The organism is Sphingomonas sp. (assembly GCF_036388435.1).
In the GTDB taxonomy this organism is placed as follows: Bacteria; Pseudomonadota; Alphaproteobacteria; order Sphingomonadales; family Sphingomonadaceae; genus Sphingomonas.
Genome location: NZ_DASVRV010000046.1, coordinates 292,928 through 313,536, shown reverse-complemented (window position 1 = coordinate 313,536; position 20,609 = coordinate 292,928). Strand labels below are relative to the sequence as shown.

33 protein-coding genes and 1 tRNA gene are annotated in these 20,609 nt (G+C 66.2%); 30 read left to right on the top strand and 4 right to left on the bottom strand.

The genetic code is table 11. The features are described from left to right. Positions 1-213 precede the first annotated feature (213 nt). The 4 genes from nusG to VF592_RS11395 form a co-directional block, all read right to left on the bottom strand. Positions 214-750 carry a transcription termination/antitermination protein NusG gene (gene nusG / locus VF592_RS11410; protein WP_331005737.1) on the bottom strand — a complete coding sequence of 179 codons (537 nt, stop codon included), beginning with the start codon at positions 748-750 and terminating at the stop codon, positions 214-216. Positions 751-773: 23 nt separating this feature from the next. After that, positions 774-971 carry a preprotein translocase subunit SecE gene (gene secE, locus VF592_RS11405; protein WP_331005736.1) on the bottom strand — a complete coding sequence of 66 codons (198 nt, stop codon included), beginning with the start codon at positions 969-971 and terminating at the stop codon, positions 774-776. A 140-nt stretch (positions 972-1,111) separates the two neighbouring features. Next, positions 1,112-1,276: a hypothetical protein gene (locus VF592_RS11400; RefSeq protein ID WP_331005735.1), complete on the bottom strand. Its 165-nt coding sequence runs from the start codon at positions 1,274-1,276 to the stop codon at positions 1,112-1,114. A gap of 12 nt (positions 1,277-1,288) precedes the next feature. Beyond that, positions 1,289-1,365 (bottom strand) — tRNA-Trp (locus VF592_RS11395). Between the two features lie 273 nt (positions 1,366-1,638). On the opposite strand from VF592_RS11395, the gene rpsL reads away from it, so the two are divergent. The 30 genes from rpsL to VF592_RS11245 all read left to right on the top strand — a co-directional run bounded on the left by rpsL (position 1,639) and on the right by VF592_RS11245 (position 20,567). Beyond that, on the top strand, positions 1,639-2,010 hold the full coding sequence (gene rpsL, locus VF592_RS11390; protein ID WP_331005734.1) for a 30S ribosomal protein S12: 372 nt from the start codon (positions 1,639-1,641) through the stop codon (positions 2,008-2,010). Between the two features lie 51 nt (positions 2,011-2,061). After that, positions 2,062-2,532: a 30S ribosomal protein S7 gene (gene rpsG, locus VF592_RS11385; RefSeq protein ID WP_331005733.1), complete on the top strand. Its 471-nt coding sequence runs from the start codon at positions 2,062-2,064 to the stop codon at positions 2,530-2,532. 70 nt (positions 2,533-2,602) lie between these two features. Continuing rightward, positions 2,603-4,699 (top strand): elongation factor G, encoded by a 2,097-nt coding sequence (gene fusA / locus VF592_RS11380; protein WP_331005732.1) that lies wholly within the window; start codon positions 2,603-2,605, stop codon positions 4,697-4,699. Between the two features lie 104 nt (positions 4,700-4,803). Continuing rightward, the gene (tuf, locus tag VF592_RS11375; RefSeq protein WP_331005731.1) at positions 4,804-5,994 is read left to right on the top strand and encodes an elongation factor Tu; all 1,191 of its coding nucleotides are present in this window, start codon (positions 4,804-4,806) and stop codon (positions 5,992-5,994) included. A gap of 194 nt (positions 5,995-6,188) precedes the next feature. Beyond that, positions 6,189-6,497, top strand: coding sequence for a 30S ribosomal protein S10 (gene rpsJ, locus VF592_RS11370; protein WP_033921125.1), 309 nt, complete (start codon positions 6,189-6,191; stop codon positions 6,495-6,497). Positions 6,498-6,730: 233 nt separating this feature from the next. Further along, positions 6,731-7,543 (top strand): 50S ribosomal protein L3, encoded by an 813-nt coding sequence (gene rplC, locus VF592_RS11365; protein WP_331005730.1) that lies wholly within the window; start codon positions 6,731-6,733, stop codon positions 7,541-7,543. Positions 7,544-7,545: 2 nt separating this feature from the next. Next, the gene (gene rplD, locus VF592_RS11360; RefSeq protein ID WP_331005729.1) at positions 7,546-8,172 is read left to right on the top strand and encodes a 50S ribosomal protein L4; all 627 of its coding nucleotides are present in this window, start codon (positions 7,546-7,548) and stop codon (positions 8,170-8,172) included. Continuing rightward, on the top strand, positions 8,165-8,479 hold the full coding sequence (locus VF592_RS11355) for a 50S ribosomal protein L23 (RefSeq protein WP_331005728.1): 315 nt from the start codon (positions 8,165-8,167) through the stop codon (positions 8,477-8,479). Before rplD ends, VF592_RS11355 begins: the two co-directional genes overlap by 8 nt. 4 nt (positions 8,480-8,483) lie before the next feature. Further along, complete coding sequence (gene rplB, locus VF592_RS11350) at positions 8,484-9,320, top strand: 50S ribosomal protein L2 (RefSeq protein ID WP_331005727.1); 837 nt, start codon at positions 8,484-8,486, stop codon at positions 9,318-9,320. A gap of 3 nt (positions 9,321-9,323) precedes the next feature. Next, positions 9,324-9,599, top strand: coding sequence for a 30S ribosomal protein S19 (gene rpsS / locus VF592_RS11345; RefSeq protein WP_331005726.1), 276 nt, complete (start codon positions 9,324-9,326; stop codon positions 9,597-9,599). Next, a complete protein-coding gene (gene rplV / locus VF592_RS11340; protein ID WP_331005725.1) occupies positions 9,599-9,976 on the top strand; it encodes a 50S ribosomal protein L22 in 378 nt (125 codons plus the stop codon). Before rpsS ends, rplV begins: the two co-directional genes overlap by 1 nt. Beyond that, positions 9,976-10,683, top strand: a complete 708-nt coding sequence (gene rpsC / locus VF592_RS11335; RefSeq protein WP_331005724.1) for a 30S ribosomal protein S3 — start codon at positions 9,976-9,978, stop codon at positions 10,681-10,683. The genes rplV and rpsC overlap by 1 nt, the downstream gene beginning before the upstream one ends. A gap of 13 nt (positions 10,684-10,696) precedes the next feature. Next, positions 10,697-11,131 carry a 50S ribosomal protein L16 gene (gene rplP, locus VF592_RS11330; protein ID WP_331005723.1) on the top strand — a complete coding sequence of 145 codons (435 nt, stop codon included), beginning with the start codon at positions 10,697-10,699 and terminating at the stop codon, positions 11,129-11,131. Between the two features lies 1 nt (position 11,132). Beyond that, positions 11,133-11,336, top strand: coding sequence for a 50S ribosomal protein L29 (gene rpmC, locus VF592_RS11325; RefSeq protein ID WP_331005722.1), 204 nt, complete (start codon positions 11,133-11,135; stop codon positions 11,334-11,336). A 10-nt stretch (positions 11,337-11,346) separates the two neighbouring features. After that, positions 11,347-11,619, top strand: a complete 273-nt coding sequence (rpsQ, locus tag VF592_RS11320) for a 30S ribosomal protein S17 (protein WP_331005721.1) — start codon at positions 11,347-11,349, stop codon at positions 11,617-11,619. Positions 11,620-11,684: 65 nt separating this feature from the next. Then, positions 11,685-12,053 carry a 50S ribosomal protein L14 gene (gene rplN / locus VF592_RS11315; RefSeq protein ID WP_174291909.1) on the top strand — a complete coding sequence of 123 codons (369 nt, stop codon included), beginning with the start codon at positions 11,685-11,687 and terminating at the stop codon, positions 12,051-12,053. Then, complete coding sequence (rplX, locus tag VF592_RS11310) at positions 12,053-12,370, top strand: 50S ribosomal protein L24 (RefSeq protein ID WP_331005720.1); 318 nt, start codon at positions 12,053-12,055, stop codon at positions 12,368-12,370. The genes rplN and rplX overlap by 1 nt, the downstream gene beginning before the upstream one ends. A 28-nt stretch (positions 12,371-12,398) precedes the next feature. Beyond that, positions 12,399-12,959, top strand: a complete 561-nt coding sequence (gene rplE / locus VF592_RS11305) for a 50S ribosomal protein L5 (RefSeq protein ID WP_331005766.1) — start codon at positions 12,399-12,401, stop codon at positions 12,957-12,959. A 60-nt stretch (positions 12,960-13,019) separates the two neighbouring features. Next, on the top strand, positions 13,020-13,325 hold the full coding sequence (gene rpsN, locus VF592_RS11300) for a 30S ribosomal protein S14 (RefSeq protein ID WP_331005719.1): 306 nt from the start codon (positions 13,020-13,022) through the stop codon (positions 13,323-13,325). Between the two features lie 10 nt (positions 13,326-13,335). After that, the gene (gene rpsH, locus VF592_RS11295; RefSeq protein ID WP_331005718.1) at positions 13,336-13,731 is read left to right on the top strand and encodes a 30S ribosomal protein S8; all 396 of its coding nucleotides are present in this window, start codon (positions 13,336-13,338) and stop codon (positions 13,729-13,731) included. Beyond that, a complete protein-coding gene (gene rplF / locus VF592_RS11290) occupies positions 13,731-14,264 on the top strand; it encodes a 50S ribosomal protein L6 (protein ID WP_331005717.1) in 534 nt (177 codons plus the stop codon). The genes rpsH and rplF overlap by 1 nt, the downstream gene beginning before the upstream one ends. After that, on the top strand, positions 14,264-14,620 hold the full coding sequence (gene rplR / locus VF592_RS11285) for a 50S ribosomal protein L18 (RefSeq protein WP_331005716.1): 357 nt from the start codon (positions 14,264-14,266) through the stop codon (positions 14,618-14,620). Before rplF ends, rplR begins: the two co-directional genes overlap by 1 nt. Positions 14,621-14,622: 2 nt before the next feature. Next, a complete protein-coding gene (gene rpsE, locus VF592_RS11280; protein WP_331005765.1) occupies positions 14,623-15,423 on the top strand; it encodes a 30S ribosomal protein S5 in 801 nt (266 codons plus the stop codon). A 5-nt stretch (positions 15,424-15,428) separates the two neighbouring features. Beyond that, positions 15,429-15,608 carry a 50S ribosomal protein L30 gene (gene rpmD, locus VF592_RS11275; protein WP_331005715.1) on the top strand — a complete coding sequence of 60 codons (180 nt, stop codon included), beginning with the start codon at positions 15,429-15,431 and terminating at the stop codon, positions 15,606-15,608. A 49-nt stretch (positions 15,609-15,657) separates the two neighbouring features. Then, positions 15,658-16,191, top strand: a complete 534-nt coding sequence (gene rplO, locus VF592_RS11270; RefSeq protein WP_331005714.1) for a 50S ribosomal protein L15 — start codon at positions 15,658-15,660, stop codon at positions 16,189-16,191. A 131-nt stretch (positions 16,192-16,322) separates the two neighbouring features. After that, positions 16,323-17,687 (top strand): preprotein translocase subunit SecY, encoded by a 1,365-nt coding sequence (gene secY, locus VF592_RS11265; protein WP_331005713.1) that lies wholly within the window; start codon positions 16,323-16,325, stop codon positions 17,685-17,687. Positions 17,688-17,731: 44 nt separating this feature from the next. Continuing rightward, positions 17,732-18,379 carry an adenylate kinase gene (locus tag VF592_RS11260; protein WP_331005712.1) on the top strand — a complete coding sequence of 216 codons (648 nt, stop codon included), beginning with the start codon at positions 17,732-17,734 and terminating at the stop codon, positions 18,377-18,379. 211 nt (positions 18,380-18,590) lie between these two features. Then, positions 18,591-18,959 (top strand): 30S ribosomal protein S13, encoded by a 369-nt coding sequence (gene rpsM, locus VF592_RS11255; protein ID WP_331005711.1) that lies wholly within the window; start codon positions 18,591-18,593, stop codon positions 18,957-18,959. A gap of 56 nt (positions 18,960-19,015) precedes the next feature. After that, a complete protein-coding gene (gene rpsK / locus VF592_RS11250; protein WP_228947318.1) occupies positions 19,016-19,405 on the top strand; it encodes a 30S ribosomal protein S11 in 390 nt (129 codons plus the stop codon). Positions 19,406-19,496: 91 nt separating this feature from the next. After that, a complete protein-coding gene (locus tag VF592_RS11245; RefSeq protein WP_331005710.1) occupies positions 19,497-20,567 on the top strand; it encodes a DNA-directed RNA polymerase subunit alpha in 1,071 nt (356 codons plus the stop codon). Positions 20,568-20,609 lie beyond the last annotated feature (42 nt).

Genomic DNA, 20,609 nt, shown 5'->3' with positions numbered 1-20,609 from the left:
AGCCGGCGAAACTTCTTGGATGCGGGAAGCCGATCGGGCGAATGACCGGTCATGCAGCGATGAGCGGGAGTGCCGCCCACCGGGCCGGCGGACGCGGGAGTTAATCCCGCGTCTTCGTCGGTCCGGTCCGGCTGCGCCGACCCGCCGGCCGGTCTCCGCCGTCTCGCTTCCAGCTTCGCTGGGCGCGTGCGGGCAGCAAATAAGCCTCGAGGCCTACTTGCTTCGTTCGACTTGCTCGAAGTCCAGCTCGACCGGCGTCGCCCGCCCGAAGATCGACACCGACACCTTGACCTTGGACTTGTCGAAATCGAGTTCCTCGACGGTGCCGTTGAAGCTCGCGAAGGGGCCGTCGAGCACCTTGACCGCGTCGCCGATCTCGTAGTCGACCTTGACCTTCTGCTTCGGCGCGGCGGCGGCTTCCTCCTTGGAGTTGAGCATCCGCGTGGCCTCGGCCTCGCTGATCGCCTGGGGCTTGCCCATCGCGCCCAGAAAGCCCGTGACCTTGGGGGTGTTCTTGACGAGGTGGTAGACCTGGTCGTTCATGTCGAGCTTGGCCAGCACGTAGCCGGGCATGAACTTGCGCTCGACGGCGATCTTCTTGCCGCGCCTGGCCTCCGTCACGGTCTCGGTCGGGACCTCGATCTGCTCGACCAGCCGATCGAGCCCGAGCCGGGTCGCCTCGGCCATGATCGCGTCGCGGACCTTGCCCTCGAACCCGGAATAGGCGTGGATGATGTACCAGCGCGACATGTCTGTGATCTTTCCTTCGGGACCTAGCGGGCGAGCTTGAGCAGCGCCTGGACGACCGCGTTGAAGAACGAATCGACCCCCAGGAAGAACAGGGCGAGGATCGTCGTCATGATGACCACCATGATGCCGGTCATCACCGTCTCGCGCCGGGTGGGCCAGACGACCTTGGCGGTCTCGGCGCGGACCTGCGCTATGAACTGGGCGGGGGTGGTCTTCGCCACGGCTGCTCGCTTCTCGGCTAGATGGGGTCGACCGCGTTCATGGCCCCGCCGCCGCTTTCCCGGTGGAAAGCGGCGAGGGGGGATCACGTCGCTGTCGGCAGGGGTCGCTATCTAGCCGCGCGGGTCCGCCCGCGCAAGCGTCAGCGATCGTAGCGCTTGATCCCGCGGCGGCGCAGCTTCCGCAGCCGGTGCCGCCGCGCCCGGATCAGGAGGGCGGGCACCCCGATCGCGGCCACGGCGCCCATGATGCCATAGGCCAGCGCCTCGCGGCCGATTTCCAGAAGCACGATGGCGGGGCTCGTCATGTTGGGTGAAAATGGCAGGGGCACTCGGACTCGAACCGAGGGCCTTCGGTTTTGGAGACCGACGCTCTAACCAGCTGAGCTATGCCCCTATGCCTCGCCATCTATCCGCGCGGGGGCGGGTCGGCAAGACGGTATCGCATGCCGTGCCCGTTGACCCGCTAGACCGTCCGGCGTATAGGCGCGGCCGTCCGGCAGGGGTTCGCCCTTGCCCGGTCGATTGAACATTGCTGGATGCATTCCAGGACCTGAGGGGCGGCCATGGCCGGCTCCCATGGTCCTTTTTGTATTCGCGGGGTCCCCGAGGCTCCGCAGGGGCGCGACAAGGCTCCAGCAAAGTAACCAACTGAAAGGTGAAGGCTTCAATGCCGACGATCAACCAGCTGGTTCGCCACGGGCGCGAACCGCAAAAGGCCAAGTCCAAGGTTCCCGCGATGGAGCAGAACCCGCAAAAGCGCGGCGTCTGCACCCGCGTCTACACGACCACCCCGAAGAAGCCGAACTCGGCGCTGCGCAAGGTCGCCAAGGTGCGCCTCACCAACCAGCGCGAGGTCATCAGCTATATTCCGGGCGAGGGTCACAACCTCCAGGAGCATTCGGTGGTGCTGATCCGCGGCGGGCGCGTGCGCGACCTGCCCGGCGTGCGCTATCATGTCTTGCGCGGCGTGCTCGACACGCAGGGCGTCAAGGATCGCCGCCAGTCCCGCTCCAAATACGGCGCCAAGCGTCCGAAGTAAGCCGGTCGGTCCGTCCGACCCCCAGGCTGAAGTCACAGAAGGAAATATCAGATGGCTCGTCGTCGTCGTCCCGAAAAGCGGGAAATCCTGCCCGACCCCGTCTATGGTGACGTGGTCCTGTCGAAGTTCATGAATTCGGTCATGCTGGACGGCAAGAAGTCCGTGGCCGAGCTGATCGTGTACAGCGCGATGGAGACGGTCGAGAGCCGCGCCAAGCGCGAGCCGATCGGCGTGTTCCACGACGCGCTCAACAACATCAAGCCGGGCATCGAGGTCCGCAGCCGCCGCGTCGGCGGCGCCACCTACCAGGTGCCCGTCGAGGTGCGTCCCGAGCGCGCCCAGGCGCTGGCGATCCGCTGGCTGATCGGCGCGGCGCGCAGCCGTAGCGAGAACACCATGTCGGCGCGGCTGTCGGGCGAGCTGATGGACGCCGCCAACAACCGCGGCAACGCGGTGAAGAAGCGCGAGGACACGCACCGCATGGCGGAAGCGAACCGCGCCTTCAGCCACTACCGCTGGTAACCATCCTCCCTATCTAGATGGGGAACGGGCCCCGGCGCCCGTTCCCCATATCCTCAAGGAAGCAACGATCATGGCCCGCAGCCATCCGCTCGAGCGTTATCGCAATATCGGCATCATGGCGCATATCGACGCCGGCAAGACGACGACGACCGAGCGCATCCTCTATTACACCGGCAAGTCCTACAAGATCGGCGAAGTGCATGAAGGCACGGCGACGATGGACTGGATGGAGCAGGAGCAGGAGCGCGGGATCACGATCACGTCGGCCGCCACGACGTGCTTCTGGAAGGCCGCGGAGGGCCAGGGCCCCGAGCACCGGATCAACATCATCGACACGCCCGGTCACGTCGATTTCACCATCGAGGTGGAGCGCTCGCTTCGCGTGCTCGACGGCGCGGTCGCGTGCTTCGACGGCGTGGCGGGCGTGGAGCCGCAGTCGGAGACGGTGTGGCGCCAGGCGGAGAAATATCATGTCCCGCGCATGTGCTTCGTCAACAAGCTCGACCGCACCGGCGCGAATTTCGAGCGTTGCGTCGACATGATCAAGGACCGGCTGGGCGCGCGCCCGGCGGTGCTGTACCTGCCGATCGGCATCGAGGGCGGGTTCAAGGGCCTGGTCGACCTGGTCGAGAACCGCGCCATCGTGTGGCTGGAGGAGTCGCTGGGCGCCAAGTTCGAATATCAGGCGATCCCGGCCGAGCTGGCCGACGCCGCCGCGACCGCGCGCTCCGAGCTGATCGAGATGGCCGTCGAGCAGGACGACGATGTGATGGAAGCGTATCTGGAGGGCACCGAGCCCGACAGCGCGACCCTGAAGGCGCTGATCCGCAAGGGCACGCTCAACTTCTCGTTCGTGCCGGTGCTGTGCGGCTCCGCGTTCAAGAACAAGGGCGTCCAGCCCCTGCTCGACGCGGTGGTGGACTATCTGCCGAGCCCGCTCGACATCCCGCCCGTCGAGGGGCTGAAGCTGGACGGCGTGTCGCCCGAGGCGCGTCCGCCCGAGGACAGCGCGCCCATGTCGGCGCTGGCCTTCAAGATCATGAACGATCCGTTCGTCGGCACGCTGACCTTCGCCCGCATCTATTCGGGCAAGATGGACACCGCGTCGGTCGTCATGAATTCGGTCAAGGACAAGAAGGAAAAGGTCGGGCGCATGCTGCTGATGCATGCGAACAGCCGCGAGGATATCCAGGAAGCGTTCGCGGGCGACATCGTCGCGCTGGCGGGGCTGAAGGACACGACCACGGGCGAGACGCTGTGCGCGCTCAACGCCCCGATCATCCTGGAGCGGATGATCTTCCCCGATCCCGTCATCGAGCTGTCGGTGGAGCCCAAGACCAAGGCCGACCAGGAGAAGATGGGCGTCGCGCTCAATCGCCTGGCGCGCGAAGACCCGTCCTTCCGCGTGTCGTCGGACGCCGAGAGCGGCCAGACCATCATCAAGGGCATGGGCGAGCTTCACCTGGAAATCCTGGTCGACCGCATGAAGCGCGAGTTCAAGGTCGAGGCCAATGTCGGCGCCCCGCAGGTCGCGTACCGCGAATATCTGGGCAAGAAGGTCGACATCGATTACACCCACAAGAAGCAGTCGGGCGGCTCCGGCCAGTTCGGCCGCGTCAAGGTGACGGTGGTGCCGGGCGAGCGCGGCACGGGCTTCCAGTTCTTCGACGAGACCAAGGGCGGCAATATTCCCAAGGAATATATCCCCTCGGTCGAGAAGGGGATGCGCGAGACCGCCGAGACGGGATCGCTGATCGGCTTTCCGATCATCGATTTCGAGGTCCACCTGACCGACGGCGCCTATCATGACGTCGACTCGTCGGCGCTGGCGTTCGAGATCTGCGCGCGCGGCGCGATGCGCGAAGCGGCCCAAAAGGCCGGCATCAAGCTGCTCGAACCGATCATGAAGGTCGAGGTCGTGACGCCCGAGGATTATCTGGGCGACGTGATCGGCGACATGAACAGCCGTCGCGGGCAGATCCAGGGCACCGACAGCCGCGGCAACGCGCAGACGGTCGAGGCGATGGTGCCGCTGGCGAACATGTTCGGGTACGTGAACCAGCTGCGTTCGTTCACCCAGGGCCGCGCGCAATATTCCATGCAGTTCTCGCATTACGACGAAGTGCCCGCGAACGTGGCGGACGAGGTCAAGGCGAAATTGGCCTGACCCGCGGCGCGGGCTGGGCTGGCGTAATCCGAAATCAGCCGCTATTGGGCCGCGTTCGCGTGGCCTGGCGGCACCGACACTGAAATCCGTAAAGGTAGGAAACCATGGCGAAGCAGAAGTTCGAGCGGAACAAGCCGCATCTCAACATCGGAACCATCGGTCACGTCGACCATGGCAAGACCTCGCTGACCGCGGCGATCACCAAGGTGCTGGCCGAGACCGGCGGCGCCACGTACACGAGCTACGACAATATCGACAAGGCGCCGGAAGAGCGCGAGCGCGGCATCACCATCTCGACCGCGCATGTGGAATATGAGACGTCGGCGCGTCACTATGCGCATGTCGATTGCCCGGGCCATGCCGATTATGTGAAGAACATGATCACCGGCGCCGCGCAGATGGACGGCGCGATCCTGGTCGTGTCCGCCACCGACGGCCCGATGCCGCAGACCCGCGAGCACATCCTGCTCGCGCGCCAGGTCGGCGTGCCGGCGATGGTCGTGTTCATGAACAAGGTTGACCTGGTCGACGACGCCGAGATCCTCGAACTCGTCGAGCTGGAAATCCGCGAGCTGCTCAGCTCCTACGAGTTCCCCGGCGACGATATTCCGATCATCCAGGGCTCGGCGGTCGCCGCGCTCCAGGACAAGACCCCCGAGATCGGCCATGACGCCGTGCTCAAGCTGATGGCGGCGGTCGACGAATATATCCCGCAGCCCGAGCGTCCGCTCGACAAGCCGTTCATGATGCCGATCGAGGACGTGTTCTCGATCTCGGGTCGCGGCACCGTGGTCACCGGCCGCGTCGAGACCGGCATCATCAAGGTGGGCGAGGAAGTCGAGATCGTCGGCATCAACGATACCCGCAAGACCGTCGTCACCGGCGTCGAGATGTTCCGCAAGCTGCTCGACCAGGGCCAGGCGGGCGACAATGTCGGCGCGCTGATCCGCGGCGTGGGTCGTGAAGAGGTCGAGCGCGGCCAGGTGCTGTGCAAGCCCGGCTCGATCAAGCCGCACACCGACTTCTCGTCGGAAGTGTACGTGCTGTCGAAGGAAGAGGGTGGCCGTCACACGCCGTTCTTCGCCAACTACCGCCCGCAATTCTACTTCCGCACGACCGACGTGACCGGCACCGTCGAGTTGCCCGAGGGCACCGAGATGGTCATGCCCGGCGACAATGTCGCGCTCGGCATCAAGCTGATCGCGCCGATCGCCATGGACGTGGGCCAGCGCTTCACGATCCGCGAAGGCGGTCGGACCGTCGGCGCAGGGGTTGTCAGCGGCATCACCAAGTAATATAGGCCCCGCTCCGCGAGGAGCCGGCGCGGTCGATCCGCGCCGAAAGCCTGTAGCGGCCGGCCCTGGGCGACCAGGGTCGGCCGTTCGCTTTTAGTGGGAGCATCCGGGTTTTCGATCCCGTGCTCCCCAGTGTTTTCGTTCAATCAGATAGAGCCGCTGAGCGGCCCGCTCTTTCGCATCGGTAGGGTTCAATGGACAACAACATCCGCATTCGTCTGAAGGCGTTCGATCACCGCGTGCTCGACCAGGCCGCCGGCGACATCGCCGACACCGCGCGCCGCACCGGCGCGCTGATCCGTGGTCCGATCCCGCTTCCGACGCACATCGACAAGTTCACCGTCAATCGCGGCCCGCACATCGACAAGAAGTCGCGTGAGCAGTTCGAGACGCGCACCTACAAGCGCCTGCTCGACATCGTCCAGCCGACGCCCCAGACCGTCGACGCGCTGATGAAGCTCGACCTGGCCGCAGGCGTTGACGTGGAGATCAAGCTGGCCTAAAGGCCGCGCTCCCGCGGTCGACCTTAGGACCCCGCGGGCTACGACATCGAGATACCGCCGGTGGCTTGCCGCCGGGTCAGCGTCTCCCGTCATGTCTCCTCGGGGACGACCAGCCCGGGACGGGGCCGCTTCGCTATAGACCGGGCTACAGGGTCCCGTCGGAGTTTCGCTTCGACGGACGCCCGTCATGCACCCAGGAATGGTCCTGCGTGCCTCTGCAAGGAGCACAGATCATGCGCACCGGCGTGATCGCGAAGAAGTTGGGGATGACCCGCCTGTTCCAGGACGACGGCCGCCACGTGCCCGTCACCGTCCTGCAACTCGATGGCGTACAGGTCGTCTCCGTCCGCGAACAAACTCGCGACGGCTACACCGCCGTCCAGCTTGGCGCCGGGAGCGCCAAGGCCAAGAACCTGTCCAAGCCGCAGCGCGGCCATTTCGGCAAGGCCGAGGTGGAGCCCAAGGCGATTCTCGCCGAGTTCCGCGTCGACGGCGATGCGCTGCTCGACGTGGGCGCCGAGCTGTCGGCCGATCATTACGTCGCCGGGCAGTATGTCGACATCCAGGGCCGCACCCAGGGCAAGGGTTTCGCCGGCGGCATGAAGCGCTGGAACTTCGGCGGTCTGCGCGCGACCCACGGCGTCTCGGTCTCGCACCGTTCGCTCGGTTCGACCGGTCAGCGCCAGGATCCGGGCAAGGTCTTCAAGAACAAGAAGATGGCCGGGCATATGGGCGACAAGTATCGCACCCAGCAGAATCTCGAGATCGTCGGCACCGACGCGGCGCGTGGTCTGATCTTCGTGAAAGGCTCCGTGCCCGGATCGAAGGGCGGCTGGCTGTTCGTCAAGGATGCGGTCAAGGAAGCCCGTCATGCCGATGCGCCTTACCCCGCGGGGCTGCGCAGCCCGGCACATGACGAGGAGTCCGTCGTCGCTTCGGTGCAGGAGGGCGCTGTCCACGACATGACGCCGCTGCCGAGCGCCGAAGAGGTCAAGGCCGGCGTCGACGCCTCGGACGCCGCGTCCACCACCGGCCAGGAGGGCTGATCATGCAAATCAAGGTACAGTCCTTCGCCGGCGGCGAGAACACGCCGATCGAGCTGAACGACGAGGTGTTCGGCGTCGATCCGCGGCCCGACATCCTTCACCGGGTCGTCACCTGGCAGCTGGAGAAGCGTCGCGCGACCGCGCGCGGCACCCGCGAGCGCGCCGACGTGGCGCGCACGGGCAAGAAGCTGGGTCGCCAGAAGGGCGGCGGCACGGCGCGTCACGGCGATCGGCGCGCGCCGATCTTCGTCGGCGGCGGCAAGGCGCACGGCGCCCGCGTCCGCGACTTCAACCCGAGCCTGAACAAGAAGGTCCGGGCGCTCGGGCTGAAGATGGCGCTGTCGACCCATGCGCAGAACGGCTCGCTGGTCGTGATGGACAGCCTGGCGGTCGAGGGCGGCAAGACCAAGACGCTGAAAGGCGATCTGGCCAAGCTGGGCTTCGGCAAGCGCGCGCTGGTGATCGACGGCGACACCGTGGACACGAGCTTCGCCTTCGCGGCGGGCAACCTCCATGAGGTCGACGTCCTCCCCGCGGTCGGCGCGAACGTGTACGACATCATCAAGGCGGACACGCTGGTGCTGACGCGCGCCGCGGTCGAGAAGCTGGAGGCGCGCTTCAATGGCTAAGCAGCAGCAGGCGGGGATCGACCCGCGCCATTACGACGTGATCGTGGCGCCCCACATCACCGAAAAGGCGACGCTCCTGTCCGAGCACAATGCGGTGGTGTTCCGCGTCGCGTCGGAGGCGACCAAGCCGCAGATCAAGGCGGCGGTCGAGGCGCTGTTCGGCGTGACGGTGACCGGCGTCAACACGATCGTGCAAAAGGGCAAGACCAAGAAGTGGAAGGGCGCTCCGTACCAGCGCTCCGACATGAAGAAGGCGATCGTGACGCTGGGCCAGGGCCAGTCGATCGACGTCACTACGGGGATCTGAGGCGATGGCGCTCAAGCAATATAATCCGACCACGCCTTCGCAGCGTGGCCTCGTCCTGATCGACCGCTCGACGCTCTGGAAGGGTTCGCCCGTCAAGGCGCTGACCGAAGGCAAGCGCAAGTCGGGCGGCCGCAACAACAAGGGCCATGTGACCAGCCGCGGCATCGCGGGCGGCCACAAGCAGCGCTACCGCTATGTCGACTTCGTCCGGCGCAAGTGGGACATGGAGGGCACGGTCGAGCGGATCGAGTACGACCCCAACCGTACCGCCTTCATCGCCCTGGTCCGCTACACCGACGACGAGGTCGCCTATATCCTGGCGCCGCAGCGGCTGGGCGTCGGCGACAAGGTGATCGCGGGCAAGAAGACCGACGTGAAGCCGGGCAACGCGATGGAGCTGGGCCAGATGCCCGTGGGCACCATCGTCCACAATGTCGAGATGAAGCCCGCCAAGGGCGGTCAGATCGCGCGCTCGGCGGGCACCTATGTCCAGGTCGTCGGTCGCGACCGCGGCATGGTGATCGTCAGGCTCACCTCGGGCGAGCAGCGTTATATCCGCGGCGAGTGCATGGCGACGGTGGGCGCGGTGTCGAACCCCGACAACCAGAACCAGAATTTCGGCAAGGCCGGACGCAGCCGCTGGATGGGCAAGCGCCCGCTGACCCGCGGCGTCGCGAAGAACCCGGTCGACCATCCGCATGGCGGCGGCGAAGGCCGCACCTCGGGCGGTCGTCACCCGGTCACCCCCTGGGGCAAGCCGACCAAGGGTGCCCGCACCCGTCACAACAAGTCGACCGACAAGTTCATCATCCGGTCGCGTCACGCGAAGAAGAAGGGCTGATAGATGCCTCGCTCCGTATGGAAGGGTCCCTTCGTGGACCTGCATCTCCTCAAAAAGGCCGAAACCGCCCAGGACGCCAATGCGCGCGCGCCGATCAAGACCTGGTCGCGCCGTTCGACGATCCTGCCGCAGTTCGTGGGCCTGACATTCTCCGTCTATAACGGCCGCAAGTTCGTGCCCGTCTCGGTCAACGAGGACATGGTCGGCATGAAGCTGGGCGAGTTCGCGCCGACGCGCTACTTCCCGGGCCACGCCGCCGACAAGAAGGGCAAGCGCTGATGTCCAAGCCGAAATCCCCCCGCAAGGTCGGCGACAAGGAAGCCCTGTCGGTCGGCACGCAGATCCGCGGTTCGGCGCAGAAGCTGGGCCTGGTCGCGGCGCTGATCCGCAACAAGAAGGTCGGCGACGCGATGAACATCCTCGCCTTCTCGACCAAGGGCATGGCCGTCGACGCGCGCAAGGTGCTGGCGTCCGCCATCGCCAATGCGGAGAACAACCACAATCTCGACGTCGACGCGCTGGTCGTGTCGGAGGCGAGCGTGGGCAAGTCGATCACCATGAAGCGGTTCGCCACGCGCGGTCGCGGCAAGTCGACCCGCATCCTCAAGCCGTTCAGCCGTCTGCGCATCGTCGTGCGCGAGCAGGAAGAAGCATAATGGGTCAGAAGAGCAACCCGATCGGCCTGCGTCTGCAGATCAACCGCACCTGGGACAGCCGCTGGTTCGCCGAGGGTGCGGATTATGGCCGGCTGCTTCAGGAGGACCTGAAGATCCGTTCGTACATCATGAAGTCGCTGCCCCAGGCCGCGATCTCCAAGGTGGTGATCGAGCGTCCCGCCAAATTGTGCCGCATCTCCATTTTCGCCGCACGCCCCGGCGTGATCATCGGCAAGAAGGGCTCGGACATCGAGAAGCTGCGCAAGACGATCGGCGCGATGACCGCGTCGGACGTGTCGCTGAACATCGTCGAGATCCGCAAGCCCGAGGTCGATGCGCGGCTCGTCGCGCAGGGTATCGCCGACCAGCTGGAGCGCCGCATCGCGTTCCGCCGGGCGATGAAGCGCGCCGTCCAGTCGGCGCTGCGCCTGGGTGCCGAGGGCATTCGCGTCGCGTGCGGCGGTCGTCTCGGCGGCGCCGAGATCGCGCGGTCCGAATCCTATCGCGAGGGCCGGGTGCCGTTGCACACGTTGCGCGCGAACATCGATTATGCCGAGGCCGAGGCCCACACGTCGTACGGCGTGTGCGGCGTCAAGGTCTGGGTGTTCAAGGGCGAGATCCTGGGTCACGACCCGATGTCGACCGACCGGCTGATGATGGAGGCTCAGACCTCCGGTGTGCGCCCCGCGCGCGATGACCGTCGCTGAGGATTAACACACCATGTTGCAACCAAAGCGCACCAAGTTCCGCAAGGCGTTCAAGGGCCGCATCCACGGCGACGCCAAGGGTGGCACCGCGCTCAATTTCGGTTCCTACGGGCTGAAGGCGATGGAGCCGGAGCGGATCACCGCGCGCCAGATCGAGGCCGCACGCCGGGCGATCACGCGTCACATCAAGCGCCAGGGGCGTTTGTGGATCCGCATCTTCCCGGACGTGCCGGTGTCGTCCAAGCCCGCCGAGGTCCGCATGGGATCGGGCAAGGGTTCGCCCGAATTCTGGGCGGCGCGCGTCAAGCCCGGCCGTATCCTGTTCGAGCTGGACGGGGTCGAGGGCAAGATCGCCGCGGAAGCGTTCGAGCGGGCGGCGATGAAGCTGCCGATCAAAGTCAAGGTCGTGGCCCGCCTGGGCGACACCAGCCACCTTGGAGGCGAGTAAGATGGCGCAGAAGGATTTCGTCGGCAAGTCCGACGATCAGCTGACCGAGAATCTGGGCAATCTGAAGCGCGAGCAGTTCAACCTGCGCTTTCAGGCTGCGACCAACCAGCTCGAAAAGCCCAGCCGCGTGCGCGAGGTCCGTCGCGACATCGCCCGCATCAAGACCATGCAGGCGCAGCGCTCCGGCGCCGCGACCGCCAAGTAAGGAACGAACCATGCCGAAGCGCGTGCTGACCGGGCTGATCGTGTCCGACAAGGGCGAGAAGACGGTGGTCGTGAACGTCGAGCGCAAGGTCAAGCACCCGCTCTACGGCAAGATCATCCGTCGGTCGAAGAAGTACCATGCTCATGACGAGCGGAACGAGTTCAAGCAGGGCGAGACGGTGCGGATCGAAGAGACCGCGCCGATCAGCAAGCTGAAGACCTGGAAGGTCGTCGATCGGGTGAACACCCATGCGACGCCCGAGCGGGTCGACGTGGACGCCTGATCGGCGTCAAACCAAGGCGGGGCTGGGTCGGTATCCACCCCAAGTGAAGAGAAGGAAGCGGATCAATGATCCAGATGCAGTCCAATCTCGACGTCGCGGACAATAGCGGCGCGAAGCGCGTCCAGTGCATCAAGGTGCTGGGCGGCTCCAAGCGTCGCGTCGCGGGCGTCGGCGACATCATCGTTGTGTCCATCAAGGAAGCGCAGCCCCGTGGGCGCGTGAAGAAGGGCGACGTTCACCGCGCGGTGATCGTGCGCACCGCCAAGGACATCCACCGCGCCGACGGGTCGACCATCCGGTTCGATTCGAACGCGGCGGTACTGGTCAACAAGAACGAGGAGCCGATCGGCACCCGTATCTTCGGCCCGGTGGTGCGCGAGCTGCGCGGCAAGAAGCACATGAAGATCATCTCGCTCGCGCCGGAGGTGCTGTGATGGCCGCCGCGCGCATCAAGAAGGGCGATCAGGTCATCGTCCTGTCGGGCAAGGACAAGGGGCGCACCGGCACGGTGACCGCGTCCATGCCCAAGCTGGACAAGGTGATCGTCGGCGGCGTCAACGTCGCCACCAAGCACCGCAAGGCCAGCCAGGCCAATCCGCAGGGCGGTCTGGAGCGCGTCGAGGCGCCGCTCCACGTGTCGAAGGTCGCGCATGTGACCGCCGACGGCAAGCCGACCCGCGTCCGCTTCGAGGAGCGCGACGGCAAGAAGGTCCGCGTGGCCGTGAAGACGGGGGACGTGATCAATGGTTGAGCAGACCAAGGGCGGTTACGTGCCGCGCATGAAGGCCATCTACGACGAGCGTATCGTCGCGGCGATGACGGGGAAGTTCGGATACAAGAACCGGATGGAGATCCCGCGCCTCGACAAGATCGTGCTCAACATGGGCGTGGGCGAGGCGACGCAGGACAAGAAGCGCGTCGATCAGGCCGCGTCCGAGATGGAGCTGATCGCCGGCCAGAAGCCGGTGATCACCAAGGCCAAGAAGTCGATCGCGCAGTTCAAGCTGCGCGAGGGCATGCCGATCGGCGTCAAGGTGACGCTGCGTCGCGAGCGCATGTACGAGTTCCTGGACCGGTTCATCACCATCGCATTGCCCCGCGTCCGCGATTTCCGCGGGCTCAACCCCAAGAGCTTCGACGGTCGCGGCAATTACGCCTGCGGCCTGAAGGAGCAGCTGGTGTTTCCCGAGATCAACTATGACCGCATCGACAAGGTGCGCGGCCTGGACGTGATCGTGACCACCACGGCGAAGACCGACGACGAGGCGCGCGAGCTGCTGCGTCTGTTCGGCTTTCCGTTCCCCCGCGACGAAGCCGACGAGCAGAAGCAAGCGGCCTGATCATGATGTTCCCTCTCCCCGAACGGGGGAGAGCCAGAGGAAAGAAGAGAGCTTAAGTCCATGGCGAAACTGAGTTCGATCAACAAGAACAACCGCCGCCGCGCGCTGGTGAAGCAATATGCGCCGAAATACGCGGCGCTCAAGGCGACCGCCAACGACGAGTCGCTGGACGAGGCGGAGCGTTGGGAGGCACGGCTGAAGATGGCCGAGCTGCCGCGCAACGCGAACCCGACGCGCATCCGCAACCGCTGCGAGATCAGCGGCCGGCCCCGCGCCTATTACCGCAAGTTCCGTCTCGCCCGCGTCATGCTGCGCGATCTCGCCAATAAGGGCATGATCCCCGGCGTCACCAAGTCGAGCTGGTAAGGATACACTCATGGCAGTGACCGATCCCCTGGGTGACCTGCTCACCCGCATCCGCAACGGGCAGCGCGCGAAGAAGGACTCCGTCCTGACGCCCGCCAGCAAGCTGCGCGTCCGCGTGCTCGACGTGCTCCAGCGCGAGGGCTATATCCGCGGCTATAGCGAAGAGCAGATGGGCCCCGCCGCGGGCCTGCGCGTGGAGCTGAAATATTTCGAGGGCCAGCCCGCCATCAAGCATGTCGCGCGCGTGTCCAAGCCCGGCCGCCGCGTCTATTCGGGGAGCCAGGCGCTGCCCCGTGTGATGAACGGCCTGGGCATCACCATCGTATCGACGCCGCGCGGCGTTCTGTCCGACGCCGAGGCGCGCGAGCAGAATGTCGGTGGCGAAGTGCTGGCGGAGGTATTCTGATGAGCCGCATCGGTAAAAAGGCGGTCCCGGTCCCGGCCGGCGTGACCGCGAACATCGCCGACGGGCAGCTGAGCGTAAAGGGCCCCAAGGGCACCCTGAACCTCGTGCTGCGCGACGAGATCAGCTACACGCTGGAGGATGACGGCATCACGGTGAAGCCGGCCAACGACACCAAGCAGGCGCGCGCCTTTTGGGGCATGCAGCGGACCATGGTGCAGAACCTGGTGACCGGCGTCAGCGAGGGTTTCACCAAGAAGCTGCTGATCACCGGCGTCGGTTACCGTGCCGCCGCCCAGGGCCGCAACCTGAAGCTGCAGCTCGGCTATAGCCACGACGTCAATATCGACGTGCCGACCGACCTGGAGGTCAAGACGCCCGACAATACGACGATCGAGATCAGCGGTGCCGACAAGCAGCGCGTCGGCCAGCTGGCAGCCGAAATCCGTCGCTGGCGCAAGCCCGAGCCGTACAAGGGCAAGGGCATCAAATATGATGGCGAGTTCATCTTCCGCAAGGAAGGGAAGAAGAAGTGATGACCAAGGGACTTTCCCTCTTCGAAAAGCGGCGTCGCCGCAACCGGACCTCGCTTCGCGCGCGCGCCGGAACCCGGCCGCGCCTGTCGGTGCATCGCTCGGGCAAGCACATCTATGCGCAGGTGATCGACGATGCCGAGGGGCGCACGGTCGCCGCGGCGTCGACGCTGACCGCCGATGCCAGGTCGGTGTCGGGCGCGAACATTGAGGCGGCGGCGGGTGTCGGTCGTCGGGTGGCCGAGGCGGCCAAGGCAGCGGGCGTGACGCGGGTCGTGTTCGATCGTGGCGGTTTCCTGTTTCACGGACGCGTCAAGGCGCTGGCGGAAGCCGCGCGTGAAGCCGGTTTGGAGTTCTGATGATGGCTGACGACAACAACCAGCCGGGCACGGGCGCGGAGAGCGCGCCGCAGGACGCGACCGGCGGTGCGGCCGGCGCCACGGGTGGCGGCTATCAGGGCGGCGGCGGTGGCGGTTACCAGGGCGGCGGCGGTGGTCGCGGTCGTGGTGGTCCCGGCGGCGGCGCAGGCGGTGCGCGTGGGCGCGGTGGCCCGGGCGGCAATCGCGGCGGGCGCGACGGCAATCGCGGTCGCGACAATCGCGGTCGTGGCGGCCCCGGCAGCGACGATGGCGGCGAAGAGCTGATCGAGAAGCTGGTGCATATCAACCGCGTGTCCAAGACGGTGAAGGGCGGCAAGCGCTTCGGCTTCGCGGCGCTGGTCGTGGTGGGCGACGGCAAGGGCCGGGTCGGTTTCGGTCACGGCAAGGCGCGCGAGGTGCCCGAGGCGATCTCCAAGGCGACCGCGGCGGCCAAGAAGGCGATGGTGCGCGTGCCGCTGCGCGAGGGCCGGACGCTGCACCATGACGGCAACGGTCATTTCGGCGCGGGCCGGGTGACGGTCCGCTCGGCGCCGCAGGGCACGGGCATCATCGCCGGCGGGCCGATGCGCGCCATCTTCGAGTCGCTGGGCGTCGCCGACGTGGTGACCAAGTCGATCGGCACGTCCAACCCATACAACATGATCCGCGCGACCTTCGAGGCGCTGGGCGACCAGACCTCGCCCAAGGCGGTGGCGCAGCGGCGCGGCAAGAAGATCGCCGACCTGCTGGGCCGGGGCGGATCGCAGACCGCTGAGGCCGATGCCGCGGCGGTGGTGGAGTAACCGAGATGGCGACCATCAAGATCAAGCAGACGGGTTCGCCCATCCGCCGTACGTCCGATCAGCGCGCGACGCTGATCGGCCTGCGGCTCAACAAGATGCACCGGGTCAGCGAGCTCGAGGACAGCCCCGAGGTTCGTGGCATGATCCGCAAGGTGCAGCATATGGTCGAGGTGGTGGAGGGCTGAGCCTTCCACCCACCCACCGGCGCGACAAAAGCGAAAGCGAGTGCACGATATGAAACTGAACGACCTGCGCGACAATGAGGGCGCGCGTAAGAGCAAGATGCGCGTCGGACGCGGTATCGGCTCGGGCAAGGGCAAGACCGGCGGGCGCGGTCAGAAGGGCCAGAAGAGCCGCGAGGGCGTGTCCATCGCCGGTTTCGAGGGCGGGCAGATGCCGCTCCACATGCGGCTGCCCAAGCGCGGCTTCAACAACATCTTCGCGACCGATTACGCCGAGGTGAACCTGGGCGCGATCCAGAAGGCGCTCGACGCCGGCAAGCTCGACGCGGACGCGACGATCGATCATGCGGCGCTCAAGGCGGCGGGCCTGGCGCGCGGCGGCAAGGACGGCGTCCGTCTCCTGGCCAAGGGCGCGATCACGGCCAAGCTGGCTTTCCTGGTCCAGGGCGTGTCGGCCGGCGCGCGCGCGGCCGTCGAGGCGGCCGGCGGCTCGGTCGAGGTGCCCGAATTGATCCCGGCGGCGGAAAAAGCGGCGGCCAAGAAGGGCAAGGTCCGCGCGGCGCGGATCGCGGCGCGCACGGCCTGAGCTTGCCGGCCGTCCGCGTTCGCGCGGGTTGGCCGTTGGTGGATTAGACAAGCGCGTCGGTGCGCTTATATGAGCGGCGGGGCGGGTCACGACCTATCCCGCCGTTTCCGTTTCCAGGATATCTTCGACCCATGGCGACCTCAGCCGACCGGATGGCGCAAGGCCTGAACCTTTCCAAGTTCGCCAAGGCGACCGACCTGAAGAAGCGGTTGTGGTTCACGATCGGCGCGCTGATCGTGTTCCGGCTGCTCAGCTATGTGCCGCTGCCGGGGATCGACCCGACCGCGCTGGGGCTGCTCAACCAGCAGACCCAGGGCGGGGTGCTCGACTTCTTCAACACCTTCTCGGGCGGCGCGCTGAGCCGCATGTCGCTGATCGCGCTGGGGATCATGCCCTATATCACCGCGTCGATCGTGGTGCAGCTGGCGACCAGCCTGTCGCCGACGCTGGGGGCGATCAAAAAGGAAGGCGAAAGCGGGCGCAAGCGGCTGAATCAATATACGCGCTACGGCACGGTCGGGCTGACCGCGATCCAGGGCTATTTCATCGCGGTCGGGCTGGAGGCGCTGGGCGCGACCCAGGGCGTGCAGGCGGTGATCGAGCCGGGCATGACGTTCCGCGTCGCCGCCGTCATCTCGCTGGTCGGGGGTACGATGTTCCTGATGTGGCTGGGCGAGCAGATCACCAGCCGGGGCATCGGCAACGGCGTGTCGCTGATCATCATGGCGGGCATCGTCGCCAGCCTGCCGACCACGCTCGTACAGCTGCTCGAGGGCGGTCGGTCGGGCTCGCTGGACCCGATCCGGATCGTCCTGATCATCCTGCTGGTCGTCGCCTTGGTGCTGTTCATCTGCTTCATGGAACGGGCGCAGCGGCGCATCCTGATCCAATACCCCAAACGCCAGACGCAGCGCGGGATGCAGGCGGATCGCAGCCACCTGCCGCTCAAGATCAACACCGCGGGCGTGATCCCGCCGATCTTCGCCTCGTCGCTGCTGCTGATGCCGTTGACCGTCAGCCAGTTCGCAGGCCAGCGCGTGGCGGGCGAGAGCGCCTGGGGCGATTTCATCATCAGCCTGAACCAGTATCTCCAGCATGGCAGCCCCGTGTACATGCTGCTTTACGGCGCGGGGATCATCTTCTTCTCGTTCTTCTACACCGCGGTGGTGTTCAACCCGGAGGAGACGGCGGAGAATCTGAAGCGCTATGGCGGCTTCGTGCCGGGCATCCGGCCGGGCAAGAACACCGAGACCTATTTCGATTACGTGCTGACGCGCATCACCGTGATCGGTGCGGCCTATCTGACGGTGATCTGCCTGCTGCCCGAATATCTGGTGTCGGCCATGTCCATCCCCTTTTATCTGGGGGGGACCAGCCTGTTGATCGTCGTCAACGTGACGATGGACACGGTGACGCAGATCCAGTCGCATCTGCTGGCGCATCAATATGGCGATCTCATCAAGAAGGCGAAGCTCAAGGGCGGCCGTCTGCGCTGAGCCGTCCGAGGACGTCGATCTAACGAACTGGGGGAACCGTTCGCGTGAACATCATCCTGTTGGGACCGCCGGGCGCGGGCAAGGGCACCCAGGCCGCGCGGCTGGTCGCCGAACGCGGCATGGCGCAATTGTCGACCGGCGACATGCTGCGCGCCGCCGTCAAGGCGGGGACGCCCGTCGGGCTCCAGGCCAAGGCGGTGATGGAGGCGGGCGAGCTGGTGTCCGACGCGATCGTCTCCGCGCTGATCGGCGAACGACTCGACGAGTCCGATACGGCGGGCGGCGTGATCTTCGACGGCTATCCGCGCACGGCGGCGCAGGCCGAGGCGCTCGACGGGCTGTTGGCGGCGCGCGGGCGGACGCTCGACTGGGTGATCGAGCTGGAGGTGGACGAGGCGGCGCTGACCGAGCGCGTGGTCGGCCGCTATACCTGCGCGAGCTGCGGCGCGGGCTATCACGACCGGTTCAAGCATCCGGCGGTCGCCGAAACCTGCGATGTGTGCGGCGCCCATGCCTTCAAGCGCCGGCCCGACGACAATGCGGAAACGGTGAGCACGCGCATGGCCGAATACCGTGCCAAGACGGCGCCGATCCTGCCGATCTACGAGGCGAGGGGGCTGGTGCGACGCGTCGACGGCATGGCGGACATGGACGAGGTCGGCGGCGCGATCGGGGCGATCCTCGACGCCTGATCGGGATCGGGCGGACACGTCCGAAACGCGATTCGGTTCCGGCGCGCTGTTGACACGGCCCGTTGCGGAACCTAGATGCGGCTTACTCCGATCAGGCTGGGCAACGGCGGCGCTTCCTCGCGCTCGCCGCGATCATGCGTTCGGAGGCACCCGCGATGAGATGGGATCTGTGCTGCCATGCCGGTCCCGTGGAGCTAGGAGTATATATCACATGGCACGTATCGCAGGGGTTAACATCCCGACCAACAAGCGCGTGGTCATCGCGCTCACCTATATCCACGGCATCGGCCCGGCCAAGGCCGAGCAGATCACGGGCAAGCTGGGCATCGCCGCCGAGCGCCGCGTGCAGGACCTGACCGACCAGGAAGTGCTGCAGATCCGCGAAGCGATCGACGCCGACCACCAGGTCGAAGGCGATCTGCGCCGCACCGTCGCCATGAACATCAAGCGCCTGATGGACCTGGCCTGCTATCGCGGCCTGCGCCACCGCCGGGGTCTTCCCGTCCGCGGTCAGCGCACGCACACCAACGCCCGTACCCGCAAGGGCAAGGCCAAGCCGATTGCCGGCAAGAAGAAGTAAGCTCGAGCCGCGTCCCGCGCGGCTCGCTTGCGATATTCCAGGTACAGGATAGAGAAATGGCACAGGCCCCCCAGCGCATTCGCCGTCGCGAGCGCAAGAACATCACCGCCGGCGTCGCGCATGTGAACGCCAGCTTCAACAACACCATGATCACCATCACCGACGCCCAGGGCAACGCGATCTCCTGGTCGAGCGCGGGCACCATGGGGTTCAAGGGCAGCCGCAAGTCCACCCCCTATGCGGCGCAGGTCGCGGCCGAGGACGCGGGCAAGAAGGCCGCCGAGCACGGCGTCCGCACGCTCGAAGTCGAGGTCAAGGGTCCCGGTTCGGGCCGCGAGTCGGCGCTGCGCGCGCTGCAGGCGGTCGGCTTCCAGATCACCTCGATCCGCGACGTGACCTCGATCCCGCATAACGGTGTGCGCCCGTCCAAGCGGCGCCGCGTCTGACCTTTTCGAGCCCGCAGCGACGTTTCACGCCGCGGGCCGTTCTTCATGGCCGGCGGCGTCCGTTCGTCGGCTCCCAACCTAGGGGAAGCAAGTGGCTGTCAACGCAAAGAACTGGCAGGAGCTCAAGAAGCCCAGCGGGCTCGAGAAGCGCGGGGGCGACGGCAAGCGCAAAGCCACTTTCGTGGCCGAGCCGCTGGAGCGTGGCTTCGGACTGACGCTAGGCAACGCGCTGCGGCGCGTGCTGCTGTCTAGCCTGCAGGGCGCGGCGGTGACGTCGATCAAGATCGAGAACGTGCTCCACGAATTCTCGTCGCTGGCGGGGGTCCGCGAGGACGTGACCGACATCGTCCTGAACGTGAAGCAGCTCGCCATCCGCATGCAGGGCGAGGGCCCCAAGCGGCTCCAGCTCGCCGCGACGGGTCCGGCCGAGGTCAAGGCCGGCGACATCGCGGTGTCGGGGGACATCGAGATCATGAACAAGGATCTGGTGCTCTGCCATCTGGACGAGGGCGCGACGCTCAACATGGAGCTGACCGCCGACACGGGTAAGGGCTATGTTCCCGCCGTGGCGAACCGTCCGGCCGACGCGCCGATCGGCCTGATCCCGGTGGACGCGCTCTATTCGCCCGTGCGCCAGGTAAGCTACAAGGTCGATCCGACCCGCGTCGGCCAGGACCTGGACTACGACAAACTGACGCTGACGGTCGAGACCGACGGCACGGTGACCCCCGAGGACGCGGTCAGCTATGCCGGGCGCATCCTGCAGGACCAGCTGGCGCTGTTCGTGCAGTTCGAGGAGGGCCAGGTGGTCCGCTCGTCCGCGCCGATCGGCCATGCCGTTCCGTCGGCGGGCGGTTCGTCCGAGCCGGTGGGCGATACCCAGCAGATCAACCGCTACCTGCTCAAGAAGGTCGACGAGCTGGAGCTGTCGGTGCGGTCGGCCAATTGCCTGAAGAACGACAACATCATCTATATCGGCGACCTGGTCGGCAAGACGGAGGCCGAGATGCTGCGGACGCCCAATTTCGGTCGCAAGTCCTTGAACGAGATCAAGGAGGTGCTGTCGTCTATGGGGCTGCGGCTGGGGATGGAAATTCCGGGCTGGCCGCCGGAGAACATCGAAGAGATGGCGAAGAAGCTGGAACAGGAAATCATGGGCTGAGCTTGTCGCCCTAGGTCAAGCGAAGCTTGGCCGAGGACCAGC

Bases quoted from the DNA above. Each gene is read 5' to 3' on its own strand.
- nusG (WP_331005737.1), bottom strand. From the start codon at position 750: ATGTCGCGCTGGTACATCATCCACGCCTATTCCGGGTTCGAGGGCAAG.
- rplP (WP_331005723.1), top strand. From the start codon at position 10,697: ATGTTGCAACCAAAGCGCACCAAGTTCCGCAAGGCGTTCAAGGGCCGC.
- rpsQ (WP_331005721.1), top strand. From the start codon at position 11,347: ATGCCGAAGCGCGTGCTGACCGGGCTGATCGTGTCCGACAAGGGCGAG.
- rplO (WP_331005714.1), top strand. From the start codon at position 15,658: ATGAAACTGAACGACCTGCGCGACAATGAGGGCGCGCGTAAGAGCAAG.
- rpsJ (WP_033921125.1), top strand. From the start codon at position 6,189: ATGGACAACAACATCCGCATTCGTCTGAAGGCGTTCGATCACCGCGTG.
- rplB (WP_331005727.1), top strand. From the start codon at position 8,484: ATGGCGCTCAAGCAATATAATCCGACCACGCCTTCGCAGCGTGGCCTC.
- rplX (WP_331005720.1), top strand. From the start codon at position 12,053: ATGGCCGCCGCGCGCATCAAGAAGGGCGATCAGGTCATCGTCCTGTCG.
- rpsC (WP_331005724.1), top strand. From the start codon at position 9,976: ATGGGTCAGAAGAGCAACCCGATCGGCCTGCGTCTGCAGATCAACCGC.
- VF592_RS11400 (WP_331005735.1), bottom strand. From the start codon at position 1,276: ATGACGAGCCCCGCCATCGTGCTTCTGGAAATCGGCCGCGAGGCGCTG.
- rplC (WP_331005730.1), top strand. From the start codon at position 6,731: ATGCGCACCGGCGTGATCGCGAAGAAGTTGGGGATGACCCGCCTGTTC.
- rplD (WP_331005729.1), top strand. From the start codon at position 7,546: ATGCAAATCAAGGTACAGTCCTTCGCCGGCGGCGAGAACACGCCGATC.
- rplN (WP_174291909.1), top strand. From the start codon at position 11,685: ATGATCCAGATGCAGTCCAATCTCGACGTCGCGGACAATAGCGGCGCG.
- rpsK (WP_228947318.1), top strand. From the start codon at position 19,016: ATGGCACAGGCCCCCCAGCGCATTCGCCGTCGCGAGCGCAAGAACATC.
- rplF (WP_331005717.1), top strand. From the start codon at position 13,731: ATGAGCCGCATCGGTAAAAAGGCGGTCCCGGTCCCGGCCGGCGTGACC.
- rpsH (WP_331005718.1), top strand. From the start codon at position 13,336: ATGGCAGTGACCGATCCCCTGGGTGACCTGCTCACCCGCATCCGCAAC.
- rpsG (WP_331005733.1), top strand. From the start codon at position 2,062: ATGGCTCGTCGTCGTCGTCCCGAAAAGCGGGAAATCCTGCCCGACCCC.
- rpsN (WP_331005719.1), top strand. From the start codon at position 13,020: ATGGCGAAACTGAGTTCGATCAACAAGAACAACCGCCGCCGCGCGCTG.
- rplE (WP_331005766.1), top strand. From the start codon at position 12,399: ATGAAGGCCATCTACGACGAGCGTATCGTCGCGGCGATGACGGGGAAG.
- rpsS (WP_331005726.1), top strand. From the start codon at position 9,324: ATGCCTCGCTCCGTATGGAAGGGTCCCTTCGTGGACCTGCATCTCCTC.
- VF592_RS11355 (WP_331005728.1), top strand. From the start codon at position 8,165: ATGGCTAAGCAGCAGCAGGCGGGGATCGACCCGCGCCATTACGACGTG.
- secY (WP_331005713.1), top strand. From the start codon at position 16,323: ATGGCGACCTCAGCCGACCGGATGGCGCAAGGCCTGAACCTTTCCAAG.
- rpmD (WP_331005715.1), top strand. From the start codon at position 15,429: ATGGCGACCATCAAGATCAAGCAGACGGGTTCGCCCATCCGCCGTACG.
- rplV (WP_331005725.1), top strand. From the start codon at position 9,599: ATGTCCAAGCCGAAATCCCCCCGCAAGGTCGGCGACAAGGAAGCCCTG.
- tuf (WP_331005731.1), top strand. From the start codon at position 4,804: ATGGCGAAGCAGAAGTTCGAGCGGAACAAGCCGCATCTCAACATCGGA.
- rpsM (WP_331005711.1), top strand. From the start codon at position 18,591: ATGGCACGTATCGCAGGGGTTAACATCCCGACCAACAAGCGCGTGGTC.
- rpsE (WP_331005765.1), top strand. From the start codon at position 14,623: ATGGCTGACGACAACAACCAGCCGGGCACGGGCGCGGAGAGCGCGCCG.
- rpmC (WP_331005722.1), top strand. From the start codon at position 11,133: ATGGCGCAGAAGGATTTCGTCGGCAAGTCCGACGATCAGCTGACCGAG.
- fusA (WP_331005732.1), top strand. From the start codon at position 2,603: ATGGCCCGCAGCCATCCGCTCGAGCGTTATCGCAATATCGGCATCATG.
- rplR (WP_331005716.1), top strand. From the start codon at position 14,264: ATGACCAAGGGACTTTCCCTCTTCGAAAAGCGGCGTCGCCGCAACCGG.
- rpsL (WP_331005734.1), top strand. From the start codon at position 1,639: ATGCCGACGATCAACCAGCTGGTTCGCCACGGGCGCGAACCGCAAAAG.